This is a genomic window from Aureispira sp. CCB-E (genome assembly GCF_031326345.1).
Classification (GTDB): domain Bacteria; phylum Bacteroidota; class Bacteroidia; order Chitinophagales; family Saprospiraceae; genus Aureispira.
The window spans coordinates 4,319,457-4,338,920 of the sequence record NZ_CP133671.1 but is presented as its reverse complement, the minus strand read 5'-3'; the positions used below and the strand labels follow the sequence as shown (position 1 = coordinate 4,338,920).

The 19,464-nt window shown below is 35.4% G+C and carries 14 protein-coding genes; 6 read left to right on the top strand and 8 right to left on the bottom strand.

Annotated elements, in window-relative coordinates:
• Positions 1–61: 61 nt before the first annotated feature.
• Entirely contained in the window at positions 62–5,122 is a 5,061-nt protein-coding gene (locus QP953_RS16965) for a hypothetical protein (protein WP_309551995.1), read from the top strand.
• Between the two features lie 76 nt (positions 5,123–5,198).
• On the opposite strand, the gene QP953_RS16960 is transcribed toward QP953_RS16965, so the two are convergent.
• Positions 5,199–5,762 carry a GNAT family N-acetyltransferase gene (locus QP953_RS16960; RefSeq protein ID WP_309551994.1) on the bottom strand — a complete coding sequence of 188 codons (564 nt, stop codon included), beginning with the start codon at positions 5,760–5,762 and terminating at the stop codon, positions 5,199–5,201.
• Between the two features lie 18 nt (positions 5,763–5,780).
• Positions 5,781–6,449, bottom strand: a complete 669-nt coding sequence (locus QP953_RS16955; RefSeq protein ID WP_309551993.1) for a DUF2461 domain-containing protein — start codon at positions 6,447–6,449, stop codon at positions 5,781–5,783.
• 530 nt (positions 6,450–6,979) lie between these two features.
• Between QP953_RS16955 and QP953_RS16950 the strand changes: the two genes are divergently transcribed.
• Positions 6,980–7,774, top strand: coding sequence for an SPFH domain-containing protein (locus QP953_RS16950; protein WP_052591985.1), 795 nt, complete (start codon positions 6,980–6,982; stop codon positions 7,772–7,774).
• A 90-nt stretch (positions 7,775–7,864) separates the two neighbouring features.
• Here QP953_RS16950 and QP953_RS16945 read toward each other — a convergent pair whose 3' ends face one another.
• The 3 genes from QP953_RS16945 to lptE form a co-directional block, all read right to left on the bottom strand.
• On the bottom strand, positions 7,865–8,380 hold the full coding sequence (locus QP953_RS16945) for a hypothetical protein (RefSeq protein ID WP_309551991.1): 516 nt from the start codon (positions 8,378–8,380) through the stop codon (positions 7,865–7,867).
• Between the two features lie 45 nt (positions 8,381–8,425).
• Entirely contained in the window at positions 8,426–9,775 is a 1,350-nt protein-coding gene (locus QP953_RS16940) for an SWIM zinc finger family protein (protein ID WP_309551989.1), read from the bottom strand.
• Positions 9,776–9,943: 168 nt separating this feature from the next.
• Positions 9,944–10,453 (bottom strand): LPS assembly lipoprotein LptE, encoded by a 510-nt coding sequence (gene lptE, locus QP953_RS16935; protein ID WP_052591991.1) that lies wholly within the window; start codon positions 10,451–10,453, stop codon positions 9,944–9,946.
• An 89-nt stretch (positions 10,454–10,542) separates the two neighbouring features.
• Here lptE and QP953_RS16930 point away from each other — a divergent pair, with 89 nt between their 5' ends.
• Positions 10,543–11,325 carry an amidohydrolase gene (locus QP953_RS16930; protein ID WP_309551987.1) on the top strand — a complete coding sequence of 261 codons (783 nt, stop codon included), beginning with the start codon at positions 10,543–10,545 and terminating at the stop codon, positions 11,323–11,325.
• A 103-nt stretch (positions 11,326–11,428) separates the two neighbouring features.
• Here QP953_RS16930 and QP953_RS16925 read toward each other — a convergent pair whose 3' ends face one another.
• Positions 11,429–12,841, bottom strand: a complete 1,413-nt coding sequence (locus QP953_RS16925) for a YceI family protein (protein WP_309551986.1) — start codon at positions 12,839–12,841, stop codon at positions 11,429–11,431.
• Positions 12,842–13,291: 450 nt separating this feature from the next.
• On the opposite strand from QP953_RS16925, the gene QP953_RS16920 reads away from it, so the two are divergent.
• The 3 genes from QP953_RS16920 (at position 13,292) to QP953_RS16910 (ending at position 17,018) form a co-directional block, all read left to right on the top strand.
• Entirely contained in the window at positions 13,292–15,211 is a 1,920-nt protein-coding gene (locus QP953_RS16920) for a M1 family metallopeptidase (protein ID WP_309551984.1), read from the top strand.
• A gap of 149 nt (positions 15,212–15,360) precedes the next feature.
• Positions 15,361–16,386, top strand: a complete 1,026-nt coding sequence (locus QP953_RS16915; RefSeq protein ID WP_309551982.1) for a hypothetical protein — start codon at positions 15,361–15,363, stop codon at positions 16,384–16,386.
• Between the two features lie 59 nt (positions 16,387–16,445).
• Positions 16,446–17,018 (top strand): DUF1572 family protein, encoded by a 573-nt coding sequence (locus QP953_RS16910; RefSeq protein WP_052592000.1) that lies wholly within the window; start codon positions 16,446–16,448, stop codon positions 17,016–17,018.
• 20 nt (positions 17,019–17,038) lie between these two features.
• On the opposite strand, the gene QP953_RS16905 is transcribed toward QP953_RS16910, so the two are convergent.
• Together QP953_RS16905 and QP953_RS16900 are read right to left on the bottom strand one after the other, a co-directional pair.
• Positions 17,039–17,611, bottom strand: a complete 573-nt coding sequence (locus tag QP953_RS16905) for a pentapeptide repeat-containing protein (protein ID WP_063832976.1) — start codon at positions 17,609–17,611, stop codon at positions 17,039–17,041.
• 163 nt (positions 17,612–17,774) lie between these two features.
• Complete coding sequence (locus QP953_RS16900) at positions 17,775–19,370, bottom strand: FAD-dependent protein (protein WP_309551981.1); 1,596 nt, start codon at positions 19,368–19,370, stop codon at positions 17,775–17,777.
• Positions 19,371–19,464 lie beyond the last annotated feature (94 nt).

Sequence of the window (19,464 nt, the reverse complement as noted above, 5' to 3'; positions counted from 1 at the left end):
AACGATTGTATAGCAATGAACTATAAAATATATACGATAGATCAAATAATAATCTATAACTATGAATGGATTAAAATTTACTTTACTCAGTGTTTTTCTCTTTGTTGGAACCTCTTTTTCTTGGGGACAAGATGAGGTAGATGAAATTCCAACGACTCCTGATGCTTGTTATAAGTATATGGAGGAAATAATGCTGGCAACTAAGAGGGCAGAATGTGAGGAAATAATGAAAGAAATGAAGCAGAAACAAAAGGCAGGAAAGTGGACGCCTGAGTTGTATGCTGGACTAGCAGATTTGGGAAACCAAATGATTGCTCGAAAAATGAAACGTTACAATTTCTTTCGACATGTCTTAGATATTATTCACACTTTTGCGGATGATCCTGGTTTGGCTTCGCAGCATTTCAACAAATGGATTAAAATTTCCAAAGAAATTTTAGCTGGGCAAGCAGAGGGTAAAACCCTAGAATTTGAAAATTACTTAAAATTTAGTCGTAGTTTTTGGAAAACAGGAAACCTTTATGATATTTCAAAAGGTAGCCACAAATGGCGTTCTGAATCAAGGGTGTTTGATATGAAATACGTAGATGGTATTTTGTCCATTAAATACGACAACACAACTTTGTATTGTTTTAATAAGAAAGACTCATTGACCATCAAAGATGCAAAAGGGGTTTATTATCCTTTGGAACAAAAATGGAAAGGAGTGAAAGGTCAAGTGGATTGGACTGCTGAGGGGGCAAAAGATGCTTATGCTCTTTTAAAAACGTACACCATTGAAACTAGAAGAACTTCTTATGCTGCTCAAAATGCCGTTTTGTATTATAACTCAGTGTTTAAACAACCTATCGATGGTATTTTAAAAGATAGAGCGGTTCGTCGAAGTGCTGCGAATCTGCGATACCCTTACTTTGAATCGAACTCACGAGATATTCAAATGGATGATATTGGAGAAGGGGTGTCTTATCGAGGAGGTTTTGTGATGACAGGGGCTTCTGTAAAAGGATATGGAGACAGCAAAGGACTTTCTACTGTATATATCACTGACAAAAGCGGAAAAACGTTGATTAAAGCGGAGTCTGGAGGTTTTGATATTTTAAAGGGAGAAAAAGTTGTCTCACAAGATGCAAAAGTGACGCTGTATATCAATCATGACGATGGAACGATAGATTCGATTTATCACCCTAGTATTAATTTCTTGTATAGTATTACAAATCGAAAATTGGATTTGACTAGAAGTGATTCTCGAATTTCAAGAGTGCCTTTTTCAAATTCGTTGCAAGAAATGGATATGAAAGTAACGTCCATTTCTTGGTTTATTGATACCGATGAATTGGTAATGGGAGATAATAATCAAGATATGGAAATGGCCTCTGAAAATCATTTTGATCAGTTGCTTTTTGAAAAATATCAAAATATTATCTCTATCAATCCTTTGATTAAGTTTGCGGTTTATTCTAACAAACTAAAAGAGTCACAAGAAATGTTAGGAGCCGTCCGTCCAGGTACAAACCCTTGGGAGCAAGAAGGTCCTATGTCGGATGAGGAATATTGTAGGCAACAGCCTGATCTTTGTGATGAGAATGGCAAACCATTTTTTAATAGAGAAGAAGAGGGCGAAGAAGAAATCGATACCGCTTTTTTGGAGTTAATTGGGGAGTGGCCTCCAAAAGAGGATGATAGTGATCCAGAAAACGAAGAAAGTTTTGATGATGAGTTTGCAGAAACAGATCCTAGGGTGGTTTCAGCAAATGAGTTGGCTGCGTTGTTGGATAAACGGATGGAAAAAATCACCATTTTGACTTCTGAGGAGGTTGAACGGGCCGCTAAAAACCCTGCCTTTAAAATTATCAAGCGAGATCAAGATTATCGAGATTTTATGAAAGGATTCCCCCTGCGCTACAAGTTTGGAGCAATTGATGTTTATGACTTAATGTCTGTGGTGCCAGATCCTTCGTTTAATCTAAGCAATACGTTGCCATTGTTTTTGGAAATGGTAAAAGATGGTTTTATTCTTTATAACAAAGATAAAGGAACAATCACACTTCGTGATAAGTTATTCCACTATGTAGCTTCGGTGAATACAAAGAAAAAAGACCACGATTTTGATAAGATTAGAATTAAGTCAGTACCTTCTAGAAATAATAAAAAACCTGCCAATGCCGTATTTGATATGAAAAAGGGCGAGATTCAAACTTTTGGAGTACAAGAGTTTATATTGAGTGATTCTCAGCAGGTAATTGCAAGACCTTTTAACGGAGAGGTCAAAATGTTGAAGGGGCGTAACATGGATTTTAACGGTGTTATGTCAGGAGGTGCTTGTAACTTTACAGGAACTGATTTCCATTTTATTTACGATATTTTCCATGTCGAAATGGATTCTATTAGTTATTTGGATTTGTTTATCTATAAACGTGCCCGTCATGGTGAAGAAGCTGGCTACATGGCTGGTCGCCCGAAAGCAGAACGAGCAGTTGAAGACCTAACAGAACTGCCTACCAAAGAAAAAGAACCAATTAATAGTGTGATAGAAGGAGGTAGTGGTTTGATGTTGATCGATGTTCCAAGTAATAAGTCGGGAAGGATGAAAAGTGATCCTATTTATCCATCTTTTGAATCTACCAGTAAATCGAGGGTCTATTACGATAAGCGAAATAGACAGGGAGAAGGAACCTATCCTAGGGAGACTTTTTATTACGAATTGGAGCCTTTTATGTTGGATGGTATGGATGAACTGAAACCAGAGCAATTGAATTTTGAAGGGAAATTATATGCAGCCGATATCTTTGAGCCAATTAATCAAAACTTAACAGTGATGTACCACGATTTATCACTTGGTTTTGAAACAGAAACTAGAGGGAACGACCCGAATCCAATCTATATTAGAGACGATAAGAGAGGAAAGGGAACTTTTAAAGGCTCTGTAGGTGTGAGTAATGAAGGTTTGATTGGTAATGGTCGATTGGATTATTTGGGAGCCACTGTAGAGTCAGAGTATATTGAGTTTTTGCCAGAGCAATTCCGTGCAGAGGATGTAGATAGTTTTAATTTAGCAGGATCTGTTCGTGATGGAGTAGAATTTCCTAATGTAAAAGGAGAGCAAGTTCAAATTGATTGGGCACCTTATAGCGATAGTATGTACATTGAATCGGCGATTGTGGAAGGAGTGCCATTTCAGTTCTTTGATTCGACAGATTTTAATTTAGAAGGCTCTTTGACATTGACACCCGATGGTTTGTTAGGAAGAGGAACATTTGATTGGTATGGGGCTACCTTGGAATCTAATCCTGGAGGAGACTTTAAATTTGGCAAACAATCGATTGCTTCTCCATCGGCAGCAGTTATTATCAAATCTCAAGGCGTTCAGAAATTTGCTTTTGAAAATGAAAATGTAGACGCTATTATCGATTTTGAAAAGCAAACAGGAGATTTTATTTCTCAAGAATCTGACTTAGCAACAGATTTGCCTTATAATAGTTATCAAACATCATTGGATCAATTCCATTGGGATATGGCAACGGATCATATTTTTATGGATGCACAAGAAGGAAAAACAGGCTTTTTCTTGGCGACGGAACAATCACAGGATTCGTTGGTGTTCTTGGGAGAAAAAGCAGATTATGATTTGAATACAGGATTGTTAAAAATTGATGGGGTTGAACATATCCGTGTTGCAGATGCTTTTATTTATCCAAAAGACAAGCACGTGGAAATTGAAGAAGCTTCTCATATGAGAACTTTAGAGGATTCTAAAATCATAGCAGATACCTTAAATCAAAACCATGTTATTCAAAGAGCATCTATCAATGTGTTGAGTAGAAATGAATTCAAAGCTTCTGGTTATTTGGAGTTTAATGTAGAAAATAAGGAGCAAGAAATTAAGTTTGATAACGTAACTTCTGCACAAGAATCCGCAGGGCAATTTGTAACCGTAGGTAGTGGTATGGTTGCAGATACAGCAGATTTTCATTTGGACAAACGTACAAAATTTAAAGGAGAGGTTTCGTTGAATTCAAAATCAGAACTGTTGACCTTTAAAGGATATGCAAAGATATCTTCTTCTGTTATTCCTACTCAAGAATGGTTTGGCATTGAGTCTAAAATTGATAAACGAGATGTGTCCATTGAATATGATAATCCTAAAAATCCAGCAGGGGATTTCTTGCATGTTGGATTGTATTTAAATTTGGATACAATGGATTTATATCCTGCTATTCTATCTCCTAAGCAAACCCCCTCAGATAGAAGCATTTTCTCAGCAACGGGAGTGTTGAAATTTGATGATGAAGAGAACATGTATATCTTCGGAGATTCTGCTAGAGTGTTGGGAGATGCAGAAGCAGGAAAGTTGTTTACGGTTTCTGAAAAAAATGCAAAAGTTACCGCTTCTGGGCGCTTTGATTTTGACAAAGGGTTTAAATCTGCTACGGCTCCTGATTTCTTAGTAGATATTGTTGGGGATTTTACGTTCTTCCTAAATGCCAAATCAGATTACTTATTTGAAACATCTACCAATTTAGATTTCTATTTGCCACAAACTTTGCGAGATGTTATTGTCAATGATTTGCAAAGTAATGATGAGTTGATTGATAAGTTGTTGTATGCAAGTATCAAAAATGAAAAATTGCATCAGCACATGAAAAATTACATTACAGACGATAAGAAGTTCGATAAAATGTGGAAAAAGGTAAAAGATGATGAGCGTTTGCAATTGCCGAATGATTTTTCTCATACCTTCTTTTTTGTAAACAACAAATTATTGTGGAGTCCCAAAACACAGTCTTTTATTACCAAGGGACGTCGTCTACAGTTGGCTTCGATAGGAGGAAAGCACGTGGGGCAAGTCGTAAAGGGGCACATGGAAATTTTGAACGATCCAGCACGTGGAGATGCCATGACATTTTATATTGTTTCGCCGAATGGTGATTGGTATTATTTCTCGTATCAAAATGGATTTTTGAAAACCGTATCGTCTAATCCTGATTATAACAATGCTATTTCATCTCTAAAAAGTAAAGATCGCCGTGTTAGAACAGAAAATGGCAATTGGATCGAATTGGTGATTGGTTCTCCAGGAGAATATTCTAGCTTTAAAAATAAGGCTAGCGCCGCGCATAACTAGATGCATAATAGCATAACCTTTTAAAATTAAAAGCCTTGAAAAAGATTCTACAAAATCCATTTCAAGGCTTTTTTTATTAGGAAGGTTCAAGCAAAGAAAAGATCATGCTGTCAATGAACCGACCATCAAAAAAATAATCTTCTTTAAAATAGGCTTCTTGTACAAACTTATTTTTTTCTAACAGTCGGATAGAGCTTTTATTGTTAGGGTTGACATTCGCCATAATACTGTGGAGCCCGAATTGTTCGAAAGCAAAGGCTATCATCGTTTTTAAGGTTTCATCCATGTATCCTTGTCCCCAGTAGTCGGGGTGCAAGGCATAGCCTATTTCGGCTCGACAATTTTGCCAAAAAAGTCGCCAAAAACCAAAGTAACCGATAAAGGTATTAGAGCTTTTTTCTACGATACTCCAATTAAGCGCTGTTTTTTCTATAAAGGCGGTTCTATTTTGCTGAATGTTTAATTCTGCATCTTCGATGGTTTGGTAAGGATAACTATCCATGTAGCGCATGACTTCTACATTAGAACGTAGCTCAAACATTGCTTGGCAGTCATTTAATTCAAATTCTCGAAATAAAAGACGGTTACTTTCTAAGGTGGGAAAATGCTCAAAGACAGCAGCATTAATTTTTGTATTCATAATAGAAAGTTATTTTTTTTACAAAATAGAAACGCCATTCATATCTGTTGTCAAGACATCGGTCATGTAATCAAAGAAAGGGCGAATTGCTATAAATGTTTCCGTCATTTGATCTGCAAAATCTTTACGGGTAACTTCTTCGTCAGCAAAATTCCTAAAAGCCAAAAATTGTTTCATTCTCAACCACTTGATATGCGGATGGTTTTTGTCGAAACCTCTTGGTGCAGTTTTTAAAGAAACTCCTTGTAGTTCTCCAAAGTATTTTACAAAGGTAGGATCTTGAGTCACCTTCTCAATATAGGAACTGTCCATTTCAAATTCTTTGCGAATGCGTAACAAATCATCAGCATTAGGACCAAAAAAACCGCCTCCTACAACAGATTTGCCATTGGGGCAAATGTCAAAAGTATAGCTTCCTCGGCGGTCATTACCAAAGCGCCTGTAATATCCTCCAAGGTAACCTTTGTAAGGGAGTTTGTTTTTTGAAAAACGGACATCACGGTAAATTCTATACAATTTGGAAAATTCAATATTATCAACTTTATTAAGGTTTGCTTCGACTTTTTTAACTAAAGTCTCTACTTCTCTTTTTGTTTTTAAATAATCTTCTTTGTGTGCCTCAAACCAAGGTCGGTTGTTGTTTTCTTGTAATTGGGAAAGAAAATCGAGGGAATGCTTACTAATCATGCTTTGTTTTTTTATAAAAAATTCGTTTTTACTATTGTTTGATACGTTATCCTTGGTTATTGTGTGGTTCCAACGGAGTATTATAAATAGTAATAATAGCCGAATTGTTCAAAATATTTTCACTTAAGATAGGTGGGCTAAAAAATATAAAAATACCATTACAAAGTATAAAAGTTGTAAAGGAATCATTATTTCTTTATCAAAGATATTAAAACTATTATTAGTAAAATTAATACTATTATAAAAGATAGTAATTAAAACTATATACCTTAATGGGAATTTTTTTGAAAAGGGGAATGTTTGAATAGCAGAACAACTCCTTAGAAATACAACTTGTAGAATTGCGATGAACTTTTAGTATATTAGAGATGATATACAAAACATAGTACTTTGCAATGTATAATCTATAACCATTCGACGACTCCTTTTTTACTCTATATATCAATACAAAATAGTTCGCTAGAGTCGTAAAATAGCGATTTAGTCAACTACTATTAACAACTTCAATAATCACAACAAAAAGAAACACGATGAAACACTTATTTTTATTATTAATAACGGCTTTTTTTATTAGCTCTTGTACAACAGTACAACCTGGACATAAGGGCGTGAAAGTATATTGGGGAGGTAAAACAGATATGGAAACGATTTTGCCAGAAGGGATGGATATGGGAATTAGTTGGCTATGGAATTCTTGTGTAGAATACGATGTAAGGGAAAAGACACTGGTTCAGAAATTCGTTTTTAACGACTCAAGAAACATGGAAACTAGTGTAGAGATAGCTTTGGATTATAATTTGAATCCAGATCAGGTTAATTTAATTCACACCAAAATTACAGACATAGATACCAAAATTTTAAAAACCTTAAAATCTTCAGGAAAAGAAGTGGTTCCACAGTATACCGCTTCAGAACTGAACCTAAAAAAACGCAAAGAAGCAGAGTCGGCATTGCGTGATATTATTAGCCAAGAGCTACCAGAATTTTATGTAGAGTTTGCTAGAGTACAAATTACAGATGTGGATATTCCAAAGGCATTGGCAAAAGTAGCTGAGGAGACGGCTATTCAAGAAGGTAGAAACTCTCTAGCTGCTAAAAAAGAATTGGAACAAACAAATTTAGCAAAGGCAAGAATTGCAGAAGCAAAAGGTAAATACGATGCTGCCTTGTATGATGCTAAAACAAAAGATATTTTATCTTCGCCTAAAATGTTGGAGTTGAAAAAATTAGAAATTGAGATGGAGTGGGCCAAAAAAGGAGTGAGCAAATATGGCAATAATAATGTTTTTGGTGCCAATACTTCTGTTTTAAAAGGGTTTAATTAGGACAATTTAGGTTGCTAACGTGCTACGAAATTATATGAATAAAAAAACTTCTACGATACGATTGTAGAAGTTTTTCTTGTTGAGGGAAAACTAAGAACATTTATCATTACTCCAAGTAGCGCCATTTTCTTTTCTAATCCAACATTTGAATTGTTGTTGAATAGAAACAATTTGCCAGTGAACCCCTTTTTCTTCTAAGGTCATCACGATTCGATGCCCTTGAATACTAGTATGTTCGCTTTGGTTATCGTGTGTGATGGTCACAATGGTTTGGGCTCCTTCTTTTTGAGTTTGAATGTCAATTTTTTCAAAGCTCGTTTTATTCGAAATTTTAGCAGGATAATACATTTGAGCAACCTCTTTAGCTGTTTTTTTAGAAGTAGAGGCAGCTAATTTTTCATTTAGGTTTTGATAAACTCCTGCGGGGACATTTTCAAAGGCTTCTGGAGTAGTTACTTCTTTAGAAGCAGTAGGAAGCGTATTATAAGTATTATTACTATCACTCTTTGATATAGATTGGTCAGGTGATGTTGTTGCTGGCTCGGACTGACAAGAGATTAGTAAGTAAAAAAGGCTTAGTAAAGTGAAAAAATGTATTGTGTTCATAATTTGGAGTTAGTGCATTTTTGAAATTTTTTTGGTCATTTAAGTTTACGAAAAACTAATCGTCCCATTGTCTGTCAACATACTTAATGGTTCAAAGTGTAGACCATCCCATTCTCCAAAAAGGCAAATGGATTTCCCACCACTAATAGCTAATATTTTCCATACAACTTCCTCCTTTAGAGTACTTAATGGAATGATATGGTCGTTAATATCTTTGATGAGTAATTCTTTTTTGTCGTTCATGAATGCTCTTAATTGTGAAAGAACGACAGGGAAAGAAAATAGCCAAGGATTTTGGACAATAGCTTCGCCATATTGTGTTAAAACAGCATTAAAATCTTTATAGCTAGTTGCATTGGGGCTTTCATAAATTTGAGCAGATTCAAAAGATTCAAAAATAGCTCGTTGGGGATAAGCCTTAGAATAATAAGTTAAGGCGCCATCTAGCAAATCTCCGACAATATATTGTTGCTCGTATCCAATATTTCCAAAAGCATAGTCCAATATTAGAGCATGTTGCTTTGTTTTTTGACCTTGCAGCCAGATTTTTCGAAAACTACGTCCTTCAATGTCAACCCCTTCTTTTTTGCCTACAACAAACCAAAGATCTTTTATACTAGGGTTTTGTTCCAAAACGTCTGCTTTCTTGACGATTTTACCCAAACTTAGATACAACTCTTCTTGAAGCTCAGGAGTAAGCAGGGACCTTTTTTTGAAAGATTCTGTCCATAAGTAAAGTTCGCCCAAACGGGCAAGAACAATTTCCGACCAATTTTGGTTTTTTTGAATCAGTTGGTGGGTTTCTTTTAAATAAGTACTAATTCTAGGCAACTTGGCATCCACCATTTTGGCAGCAACTTGATTCCAAAAACTAACTTTTTGAATAGCCGTATTGGCAATCCCTTGGCGAATAAGGTCGGTGAGCCAAAGTTCCAGTTCATCCATACCGCTTGCCATGAGTTGAACCCGTTGTTCCCAGCGTTTTTCTTTGGCTGCTTTAGCTTGTTGGAGGGCTTCTTCTGTTTTTAGAGTAGGTGCAATAGTCTTGGAATGACTGGCAACACTATTAGAACTTTGTTTGGACAACCAATTTTGAATTGCTTCGGGAGGAGCTTGGTACTTGAATAAAGCACTGCTTTGAGCAAATAAAAAGAAGAGTCCTAAAACGTGCTTGCAAGGAGGTTTGCGAACAGGGCAGCTGCATTTATATTTTGGTCCACTCAAATTGATTTGAACAATATAGGGTTGAGAACCAGATCCTTTGCATTCTCCCCAAATGGCTTCATAATTGGTAGCGATATAATTCCACTTGGTTGAGTTGGCTAAGGTACGTCCTCTACGCTCTGTGGAATCGTTGGGAGAAAGTGCTGCTATTTTTTCGTCAGTCCATTGCATAAATTAAAAAATGGTTTTAGTAGGATCAATCTGAATTGTTATCATTACTTCTTGGGACAATTGCATTTGTTAGTTACGTAGTTGCTAGATTGTATTTAGTTCATGAACTTTGTTCTATGAAGTACTCCAAGAAGTGTTTTTATAAAAGTCTTGTTAAGAATAATCTGCTTACCAACCAGAAAAAGCTCGATTAAAAACATCGTCTAACACCTGATCGTAGATTTCTTGAATCAAAGCATCTTCCACCGTTGATAAATCGGTATCGGCGGCAAAATTGGCGAACCTAGAAAATGTCTGTGTCCAGTTCTTAGAGCCGTCCTTTTGTTTGGTGTCTTTATAATTGATGGCAATTTCAATTGTCAAGCGTTGAAAAGCAACTGTTTGGTTTGCCTGCGGAGCAAGTGATGAAATTTGATAGCCAACTACATTTCCAGAAAATTGAACATCGCCATCTTCATCAACATATTTTAAGCGGGTATTATTCAAAATTCTATCTTTGAGCTGTTCAGAAAAGGTTTGCCCGCTTGTTGGTGGTGCATTAGAGCTTTTTACTTCAAATTGTTCCAAAGAAAAACTGTCTAAAACCGAGTAATCAATACCAGTATTAATTAAACTGACTGTACAAGCTTGGGCTATTAGAACAACAATTATAAAAATAAATAAATGAAACTTTTGCATAAATCTTTTTATCTTTTAATTTGATACTTACCACTTATTTAAAAGTACAAAACTTTGAATCATTATTACCTTTCTTAACACCTACTAAGATGAGTTTAACAATAACTTTAGTTCAATCTACTTTGCATTGGGAATCTATTGATGCAAATTTAAAAATGTTTGATGAAAAACTGCTTGATCTTGACAATACAGATGTAATTATTCTACCTGAGATGTTTACGACTGGGTTTTCAATGAATGTTGAGTCGTTGGCGGAAGAGATGGAAGATAGTAAAGGAATTGTGTGGATGCAAGAAAAAGCAAAAGAACTCAATGCTGTAGTAACGGGGAGTTTGATTATAAAGGAAGGTGAAAACTATTTTAATCGACTGTTGTGGGTTGAGCCAAATGGTAAGCAATGTCATTATGACAAGAAGCATTTATTTACAATGGCAAAAGAAGACTTGCATTTTACAGGAGGCACAGAGAAGTTGATTGTTGACTATAAAGGTTGGAAAATAGCCCCTTTCATTTGTTATGATTTGCGTTTTCCTGCTTGGTGTCGCAATTTAGAAGATTATGACTTGGCTTTTTATGTAGCCAATTGGCCAGCTAAACGGTCTTTTCATTGGAGAAGTTTGCTGACGGCTAGAGCAATTGAAAATCAGGCTTATATAATAGGGGTTAATCGAGTAGGAGAAGATGGCAAAGGTTTTGCCTATTCGGGAGACTCTTCGGTTTTGAGCCCTAGTGGTGCTTTATTATACCATCAAGCGAATGAAGAAGCTATTTATACAATAAATTTGTCTAAAACGCATTTGGCAGATGTTCGCAAAGAATATCCGTTTATTGGAGATCGAGATAACTATTCTTTTCATAACACACCACAGTAGCAGAGCTTAAAAATAAATTGAAATTGATAATTATCACAACAAGTAATATAATTATCAATTTCAATAGTCTATGTAATTGGATGCTCACAAAAAACAAAAGAAATTATTCTTCCCCTTTCATGATAAAGCTAGCACGGAACAACATTTTATTATTGGCATCAGCTGGACCATCGGGACCAGAAACGGTATAGCTGCCTTTTAAATCATTGATTGCAAATTGAGTGTAAACATGCAAACGAAGGTCGCCATTCTCGTCTAAAAATGGTTCAAATTGAGCGGTGGCGGTAACAGGAGCCGTTTTTTCGAGTAATGTTAATGCCACTTCGATCTTTGCCGTCGTGATATTTCCTAAGGCAAGTTGCAACTGTTCCCCATCAATGCTTTTGAATACTAACTGAGCTGTTGGATATTTGTCAACGTAAAGCATACTTTCTGTAACGGCTTGTGTTAAGTCACTTTCGCCCATTTCTATAGAAGCAACATTAACTGTAAATTGACCTGTTGCTGCTTTTAGATTCTGTGATTGTTCTAAGGATATGTTTCCTGTGACAGAGGTCAGTTCGCCACCATAATGTCTTAGAGGTGGTGGAAAGTTAAAGGCTAGAATAGGAGTACTTTTATCTACGGGACCTGCTATCGTCCATGTTTTTGGAAACGCTATGTTTTCCATGTTTGTGATGGTGCTTTTTTCAGGAGTTGCTAGTTTTTTTAAATTCAGTGCTTCCCAAGAAACACTATTTTTATCGGTGATATAATTCATCGCATCTCCTAGCTTAGACTCAATTAGTTGTCGCTGAATTTCAGCAAACGAATTTTGAGCTGCCAATGCAAATGCTTTGGAAATAGACGTACCAACGGCAGGCGTTTCAAACTGTTGATAAATAGCGGTGTGGCAGTCGTAATGAGAATGAATTTCTGAACTTACATAGACCTTGCCATCTTCGGCTAGGTATGGATAAAAACTGCAATAGATGAGTTCGTCAGAATTGCCTACTAGGCTATTTTTTTTATATTTGGCAGCATCAAAACCTTCTTTGAGACCTTTTAGATATTCTTGTTGGAATTTTTTTTGACTAAAGTTCTTTGGCAAAGTACCTTGTGCCTCGGTAACTTTTAATTTTATAATTAAGTTAGAACGTTCTTTTTCCCAAACAAACACATTACTTTCTTCATAACTAGAATTTTCAACAGGCAATCGTCGAACGGTTCGGATAAAATTGAGCAAGCGTTTATGAGAAGTATAACGCCCTTTGAAAATTTTTCGTCCAAGGTAGTTTCTATAAACAATAAAAGGAGTATAACCAACCTCTTTTGGGGCACCAGTTTTATCAATATCAATAATTTTTGTTGTAATATTGCGTTCTTGCATATAACCTTGTAATGCCTTGATATTTTCTAACGTAAATGGACTATCCGTTGATTTTTGAACAAAGATAATAAGTTCTTCATCTATTTTTTGTTGAGCAATTGTCGAAAAAGATAGGAGGAGTATTAAAAATGTGATATATTTTGGCATAATAATAATAGTATAGAATTAATCGAAGATTTTAAGTTATTGAAATATTTACTTACTTTAATTTTTAAGGCTAAGGTTTGTAAAGAGCTAAATTCAGTCGATAGAGGAGGTCTTATTATAATTACTTATTTTGTCGAAGGAATTGAAATAATAAATCCTCATCATATAATTACCCTTATCAATAGTTCGTTGAAAAACTTTATTAGTTTGATAATTAATAAGTTATGATTTTATCGCATTTTGTGTTAAAATTTTGATTATCAAACTAATATAAATGTGCTTTTTTATCTTTTTGGTAAAAAAGTAAAAAATCAACGAACTACTACCTTATAAGACTGTGCTAGAAAAACAAGGATAGAAAATTATTGCTATTAAATAGATTAATAGACCAAAAGGTTTTGAAACACGCACTATTTTTAAAATAAATTAACACATAAAATAAACAGAAGAATGATATACAGATTAAGCGTCTTAGTTGCATTTTTTATCGTAACCACCTCTACTGTTTGGGCACAATCCGACCGTTGGCAACAGCGAATTGAATACAAGATGGATATTGTCATGGACGTAGAAGTACATCAATTTACAGGTAAACAAAATGTCGTTTATCATAACAATTCCAAGGATGAACTAAACAAGGTTTTTTATCACTTGTATTTTAATGCTTTTCAGCCCAATAGTATGATGGATGTTCGTTCTAGAACAATTCAAGATGCAGATACTAGAGTAGGTGGTCGAATTTTGGAATTGAAAAAAGACGAAATTGGTTATCACAAAATAAAGTCATTGAAACAAAATGGAAAAGATGTTGCATTTGAGGTCGTTGGAACCATTTTAGAAGTAACCTTAAACGAACCGATTAAAGCAGGAGCTTCTGCTACATTTGATATGGAGTTTGAAAGTCAAGTGCCTCTTCAAATTCGTCGTTCTGGATGGAATAGTGAGGAAGGCATTGAGTTGTCGATGACGCAGTGGTATCCCAAAATGTGTGAATATGATTATCAAGGTTGGCATGCCAATCCCTATGTTGGTCGTGAGTTCTATGGCGTGTGGGGCGATTTTGATGTTAAAATTACGATTGATAAAGATTATACTATTGGTGGAACAGGAATGCTTCAAAATCCTAGCGAAGTAGGACATGGTTATGAGAAAGTAGGAGAAAAGGTGGATTTAAAAGATAAAAAGAACATCACTTGGCATTTCAAAGCGGAAAATGTACATGATTTTGCTTGGGCAGCCGATCCAGATTACATTCATGATGTTGTAGAAGTGGATGAAAATTTAGTGTTGCACTTCATTTATCAAGATGATGATAATTATAAGGATGTGTGGAAAAAGGCACAAAAGAAAACCGTTCAAGCGTTTAAATTTATCCAAGCTAGATATGGAAAATATCCTTATGGACAATATACGATTATTCAAGGAGGTGATGGTGGTATGGAATATCCAATGGCAACCTTGATTACTGGAAAACGCAATTTTGGTTCTTTGGTTGGTGTAATTGTGCATGAGGTGATGCACACTTGGTATCAAATGTTGATGGGATCAAATGAGAGTTTATATGCTTGGATGGATGAAGGCTTTACTTCTTATGCCTCTAATGTGGTTCGCGCTCATTTATTTAATGCACAAGGTGCTTTTCCTCATGATGGTTCTTATAGAGGTTATTTGTACTTAGCAACAAGCGGTGCAGAGGAACCAATGAGTACTCATGCTGATCATTTTAATACCAATTTTGCTTACGGTCAAGCTTCTTATTCAAAGGGAGCGGTATTTTTGGGGCAACTCAATTATATTGTAGGAGAAGGTGTTTTTGACAAAGCGATGCTAAAATATTATGACGAATGGCATTTTAAGCATCCTAATCCAAATGACTTCATTCGTGTGATGGAAAAAGAATCTGGTTTGGAATTGGATTGGTACAAAGAGTATTGGGTAAATACTACGAATCGAATCGACTATGCCATTGTTGATGTTTTAAAAGGAAATAAAAGTTCGAAGGATTCTGTCGTTATTAAAGCAAAAGAAGGAAACTATTTTGCCAGTAGTGGCAAGGTAGACAAGAAAGGAACGACTATTTATATTGAAAGAAAAGAGCGTATGCCAATGCCTTTAGATGTTGTTGTAACTTATAAAAAAGGAAAATTGACACAGTTGGCAACTTTTAATATTCCTTTGGAAATTATGCGTGGACACAAGCAAGATGAACTAAAAAACGGTAATCAAACAGTAATGCCTGATTGGAAATGGACACATCCTGTTTACGAATTGAACCTTCCAATTCCAATGAAAGATATTGAAAAAATAGAGATTGATCCTTCTTTGCGCATGGCAGATATAGATCGAGATAATAACGTTTGGGAAAAATAATCCAATCTGTTATCAATAATTAGGAGCTTTGGAAGTAGACATGATGTTTTGCTTCGTTCTAGAAAAGAGTAATGCTGCTATTGGCATTGCTCTTTTGTTGTTTTAATAGAGAATAGACCATTTTAGCACATAAATTTAGACCATTAGATATGTTTAATAGAAATACAGAATTTGATGAGATTACCTTGGTTTGGACTGCCGTGGAGTATGACGATTGTTCTAAAATTATTTCAACTATTGTTAAACCTGAAGATTTGGAGCTTAAAAAATTCTTTACTAGTACAGAGAACAAAGGGTATTGTATTTTTTTGGATTATAAAATCAATGATGTATCATTGGCTAGTTGGCTAAATATGAATTATTTTCAGAGGAAAGTAATTGGACCAATTCATTCTTATGATGAACCCATAGGATCTCTCAAAAATCCATTTTATCGAAAAATTCTGTTAAAAAGAATGTTTGGTTTAGAAATTACTAGAGAGGATGCACAGGAGGCTGCCAATTATTACAAACACAACGAACCTAAATCTGCTGAAGCATTAGAGGAAGAGCGAAAGTTGAATGAAGAATACGCTAGTCGTATCTTTGATGAAGAGAATAGTGATACCATGCTTTATTGTTCTGGTTGTTGTGGTGATAGGGCTTGTGGGTATTTTGGAATAGGAGTGTCTCAGTCCAAAGACTCCGTTATTTGGTTTGCTAATTTAGGTAAACATCTGAACCTTAAATTTTCCTTTGAAAAAGAACAGTATATCAGTGCTTTTAGGGAGATTATAGAGATGATTAATCAAGAAATAAGTGAAAAAGGAGGGGAACCATTTTGGATAGAAGGAACTTCCGAAAGTTGGTATAGAGTGGAAGATTATGCGCCAATTGTAGCCCAAAAATACAATCTAAAGCAGACCTCTTTTTCTCGTGAACAATTAGATGAAATTTTTAAAGCAGGAGAAATTAAGGAAATAGATTCAAGTCTTTTTATTGCACAATCATTTGGTTATAACTTAGAACATTTAAGAGAAGAAGTTGAGGCTACATACTGTAACTTATCTGAAAAAGATAAAAACTTAATTGAATGGAAAATTATTGATAATGCTACATATTGGGGGACTATTGAATTATTTGAACCAACGCTTACAAAGAAAATTCTACTACTTTATAGTGAATCATTTTCTTAATAAAAAAATACATTTATACTAACTTGTTGTTTAAGTAAACCAACTAATATTAGAAAAAAATGAACTACATCGAGAATACTAGAAATCTCTTTGCTTATTATAAGCAGTTAGGCGAGCAATCAATGGCACAATTAGAGGAAAAACAATTGTTTTGGAAATACGCAGTTGACGAGAACAGCATTGCCACGATTGTAAAACACCTATCTGGAAATATGCTTTCTAGATGGACTGATTTTATGACAGCAGATGGCGAAAAAAATTGGCGAAATAGAGACGATGAGTTTGAAGATACGACACTCAAAAATAGAGTAGAAGTATTAGGGGCATGGGAAAGCGGGTGGAAATGTCTTTTTGATGCTATCAATCCTTTGACAGACGAAGACTTGGAGCATATTGTTTATATTAGAAACCAAGGGCATACTGTTGTAGAAGCTATTAATCGCCAGTTAGGGCATTATGCTTATCACATTGGACAAATTGTATTGATGGCTAAATTGCAAAAAGGCAAGGATTGGCAGACCTTATCTATAGCCAAAGGGGCTTCTAAGGAGTATAATAAAAATAAATTTGCTCAAGAAAAAGCAAAAGGGCACTTTACAAAAGAGTTTCTAGATAGGGATAAAACTAGATAACGGATTAGAAGTGCTTACCTTTAAACAACCTCAATGTCATATTTTCTGAGCAAACCTGCTAGCCCATCTTTGGAAAAAATGGCTTTGTTAATACGATTACTCTCTGGATTGATTGTATAATTAAATGCGTGCTGAAAATTGGTTTTTTCCATATTTGTAAAGTCAAAAATAGCATTTGTTAAGTCACAATCTTCGAAGACAGCACCACTAATATCAGCAGATGCAAAGTCTACTTTTTCTAGATTGCAGTGCTTGAATTGCGTTTTAGGGAGTTTTAACTCAAAAAAAGAGCTATAACTAAGGTTACAATTCTCAAAATCAACAGAAAACAAAAAATCATTGCAATCGCTAAAGTTAAAACCTACTAATTTACAATCTACAAATCGGACTGCTTTTAGTGCTGTATCTTTGTTTCTAGACATAGAAAAGTCGCAGTTGTCGAAGTTGCAGTCTACAAACGTGATTCCTGAAATATCGCAACTATTGAAGTTACAATAGCTAAAGTTACAATTTTCAAATTTTTGATTTTTGATACTAGCTTCTGAGTAATCAACTTTATCAAACGTTTTGTTTTCTGTTATTTTACTAGACATTGTTTTATTCTAAAGAGTGAAATTTAAAGATAAACTATTTTATGTAAAAACTAGATAAGTTTATTTTATATTTTATAATATCTTAAATTTATATTGAAATAAAAAATAATGTCTTGGATAATTATCATCGCAATTTGTTAATTAGATCTGGCTTTTTTACTTATCAGGCTAAGAAATCAGCAACAATCTTAGCCACATTTTCTCCGTCCATAGCCGCAGAAACAATACCACCAGCATATCCAGCACCTTCGCCACAGGGATATAGACCAACGACATCAGGATGCATCAAGGTGACACTATTTCGAGGAATTCTAATAGGAGAGCTTGTTCGACTTTCGGTGCCTACAATTTGCGCTTCGTTAGTAAAATAACCTTTTTTCTTCTTATTGAATTCAGGTAGTGCTTTTTGCAAGCGTTTACTTACCCAATTAGGAAGTAATTCATGCATGGGAGCACTATAAACACCAGGAATGTAAGATGTACTAGGGAGGTTGTTAGATAATTTGCCTTTTGTGAAATCTACCACTCGTTGAGCAGGCGCTTTTTGACTACCATCGCCAGCTTGAAACATAATTTGTTCTACTTCTTGTTGGAATTTTAAGCCGTTAAAAATAGGATCCTCTATTCCTTCAAAAGTTTTGTGGTTATAATGCGTTAAATCTTCGAGTTCAATCGCTACAACCATGCCTGAGTTAGAAAAAGGAGAATCTCTACGAGATAAAGACATCCCATTTACAACCAATTCATTAGGAGAGGTGGCAGCGGGTACAATTAGTCCTCCAGGGCACATGCAAAAAGAAAAAACACCTCGTTTTTCGACTTGACAAACAACACTGTAACTAGCTGCGGGGAGATGCTCCTCTCGTTTTGGTTGGCGGTATTGTATCTTATCAATTAGCGATTGAGGGTGTTCAATCCGTACTCCTAAAGCAAAGGGCTTGGCTTCTAGTCGGATTTGTTTTTTGTACAACAAGGTGTAAATGTCCCTAGCAGAATGTCCGGTAGCAAGAATCGTAGCATCTGCAAAATATTCCTCTTTTTGATTCACAACAACGCCTCGGATGGTGCGCTGACCACTATTTTCTTTTTCTATGATAAAGTCTGTTACTAAACTGTCAAAATGAATTTCACCTCCGTGGGCTAGAATCGTTTCTCTAATATTGGCAACCACCTTAGGGAGTTTATTGGAGCCAATATGAGGATGAGCATCTACCAAAATATCAGAAGTAGCACCATGCTCAACCAATAAGCGCAAAATCTTCTCAATTTTTCCTCTCTTTTTAGAACGAGTATAAAGTTTTCCGTCGGAATAGGTTCCAGCTCCCCCTTCGCCAAAACAGTAATTAGAATTGGGATTAACGACTCCATCTTGTTGAATAGCTCTTAGGTCTCTACGGCGTTCTCTAACATCCTTTCCACGATCCAAAACAATGGGTTTTAAACCTAGTTCGATTAACTGAAGCGCAGCAAAATAGCCAGCAGGTCCAGCACCAACAACAATTACTTTTTTAGCTGTTTTGACATTGCTATATTGTTTGATAATACTTGGTGGTGCAATATATGCTTCATCGATATAGGCATCAACCAAAAGTCGCACTACAGGTACTTTACTTCTAGCATCAATGGAGCGTCGAACAGCAATGACATCAACTAGTTGTTGATTGTTGGATAAGTGTAGTTTTTTTAGGACTTGTTGCTTGATGAAAGTTTCTGATTGAGCATTCTTGGGGGAGAGTGCGATTTCTATGCGTTGAATCATATATAAGAATAGGAAAAATGCTTTATAAACAGATGTTTGGTGTAGTTGGTAAGAAGATTTTGTGCCAATCTGCGAAGTACTTTGTTGTGGTGTA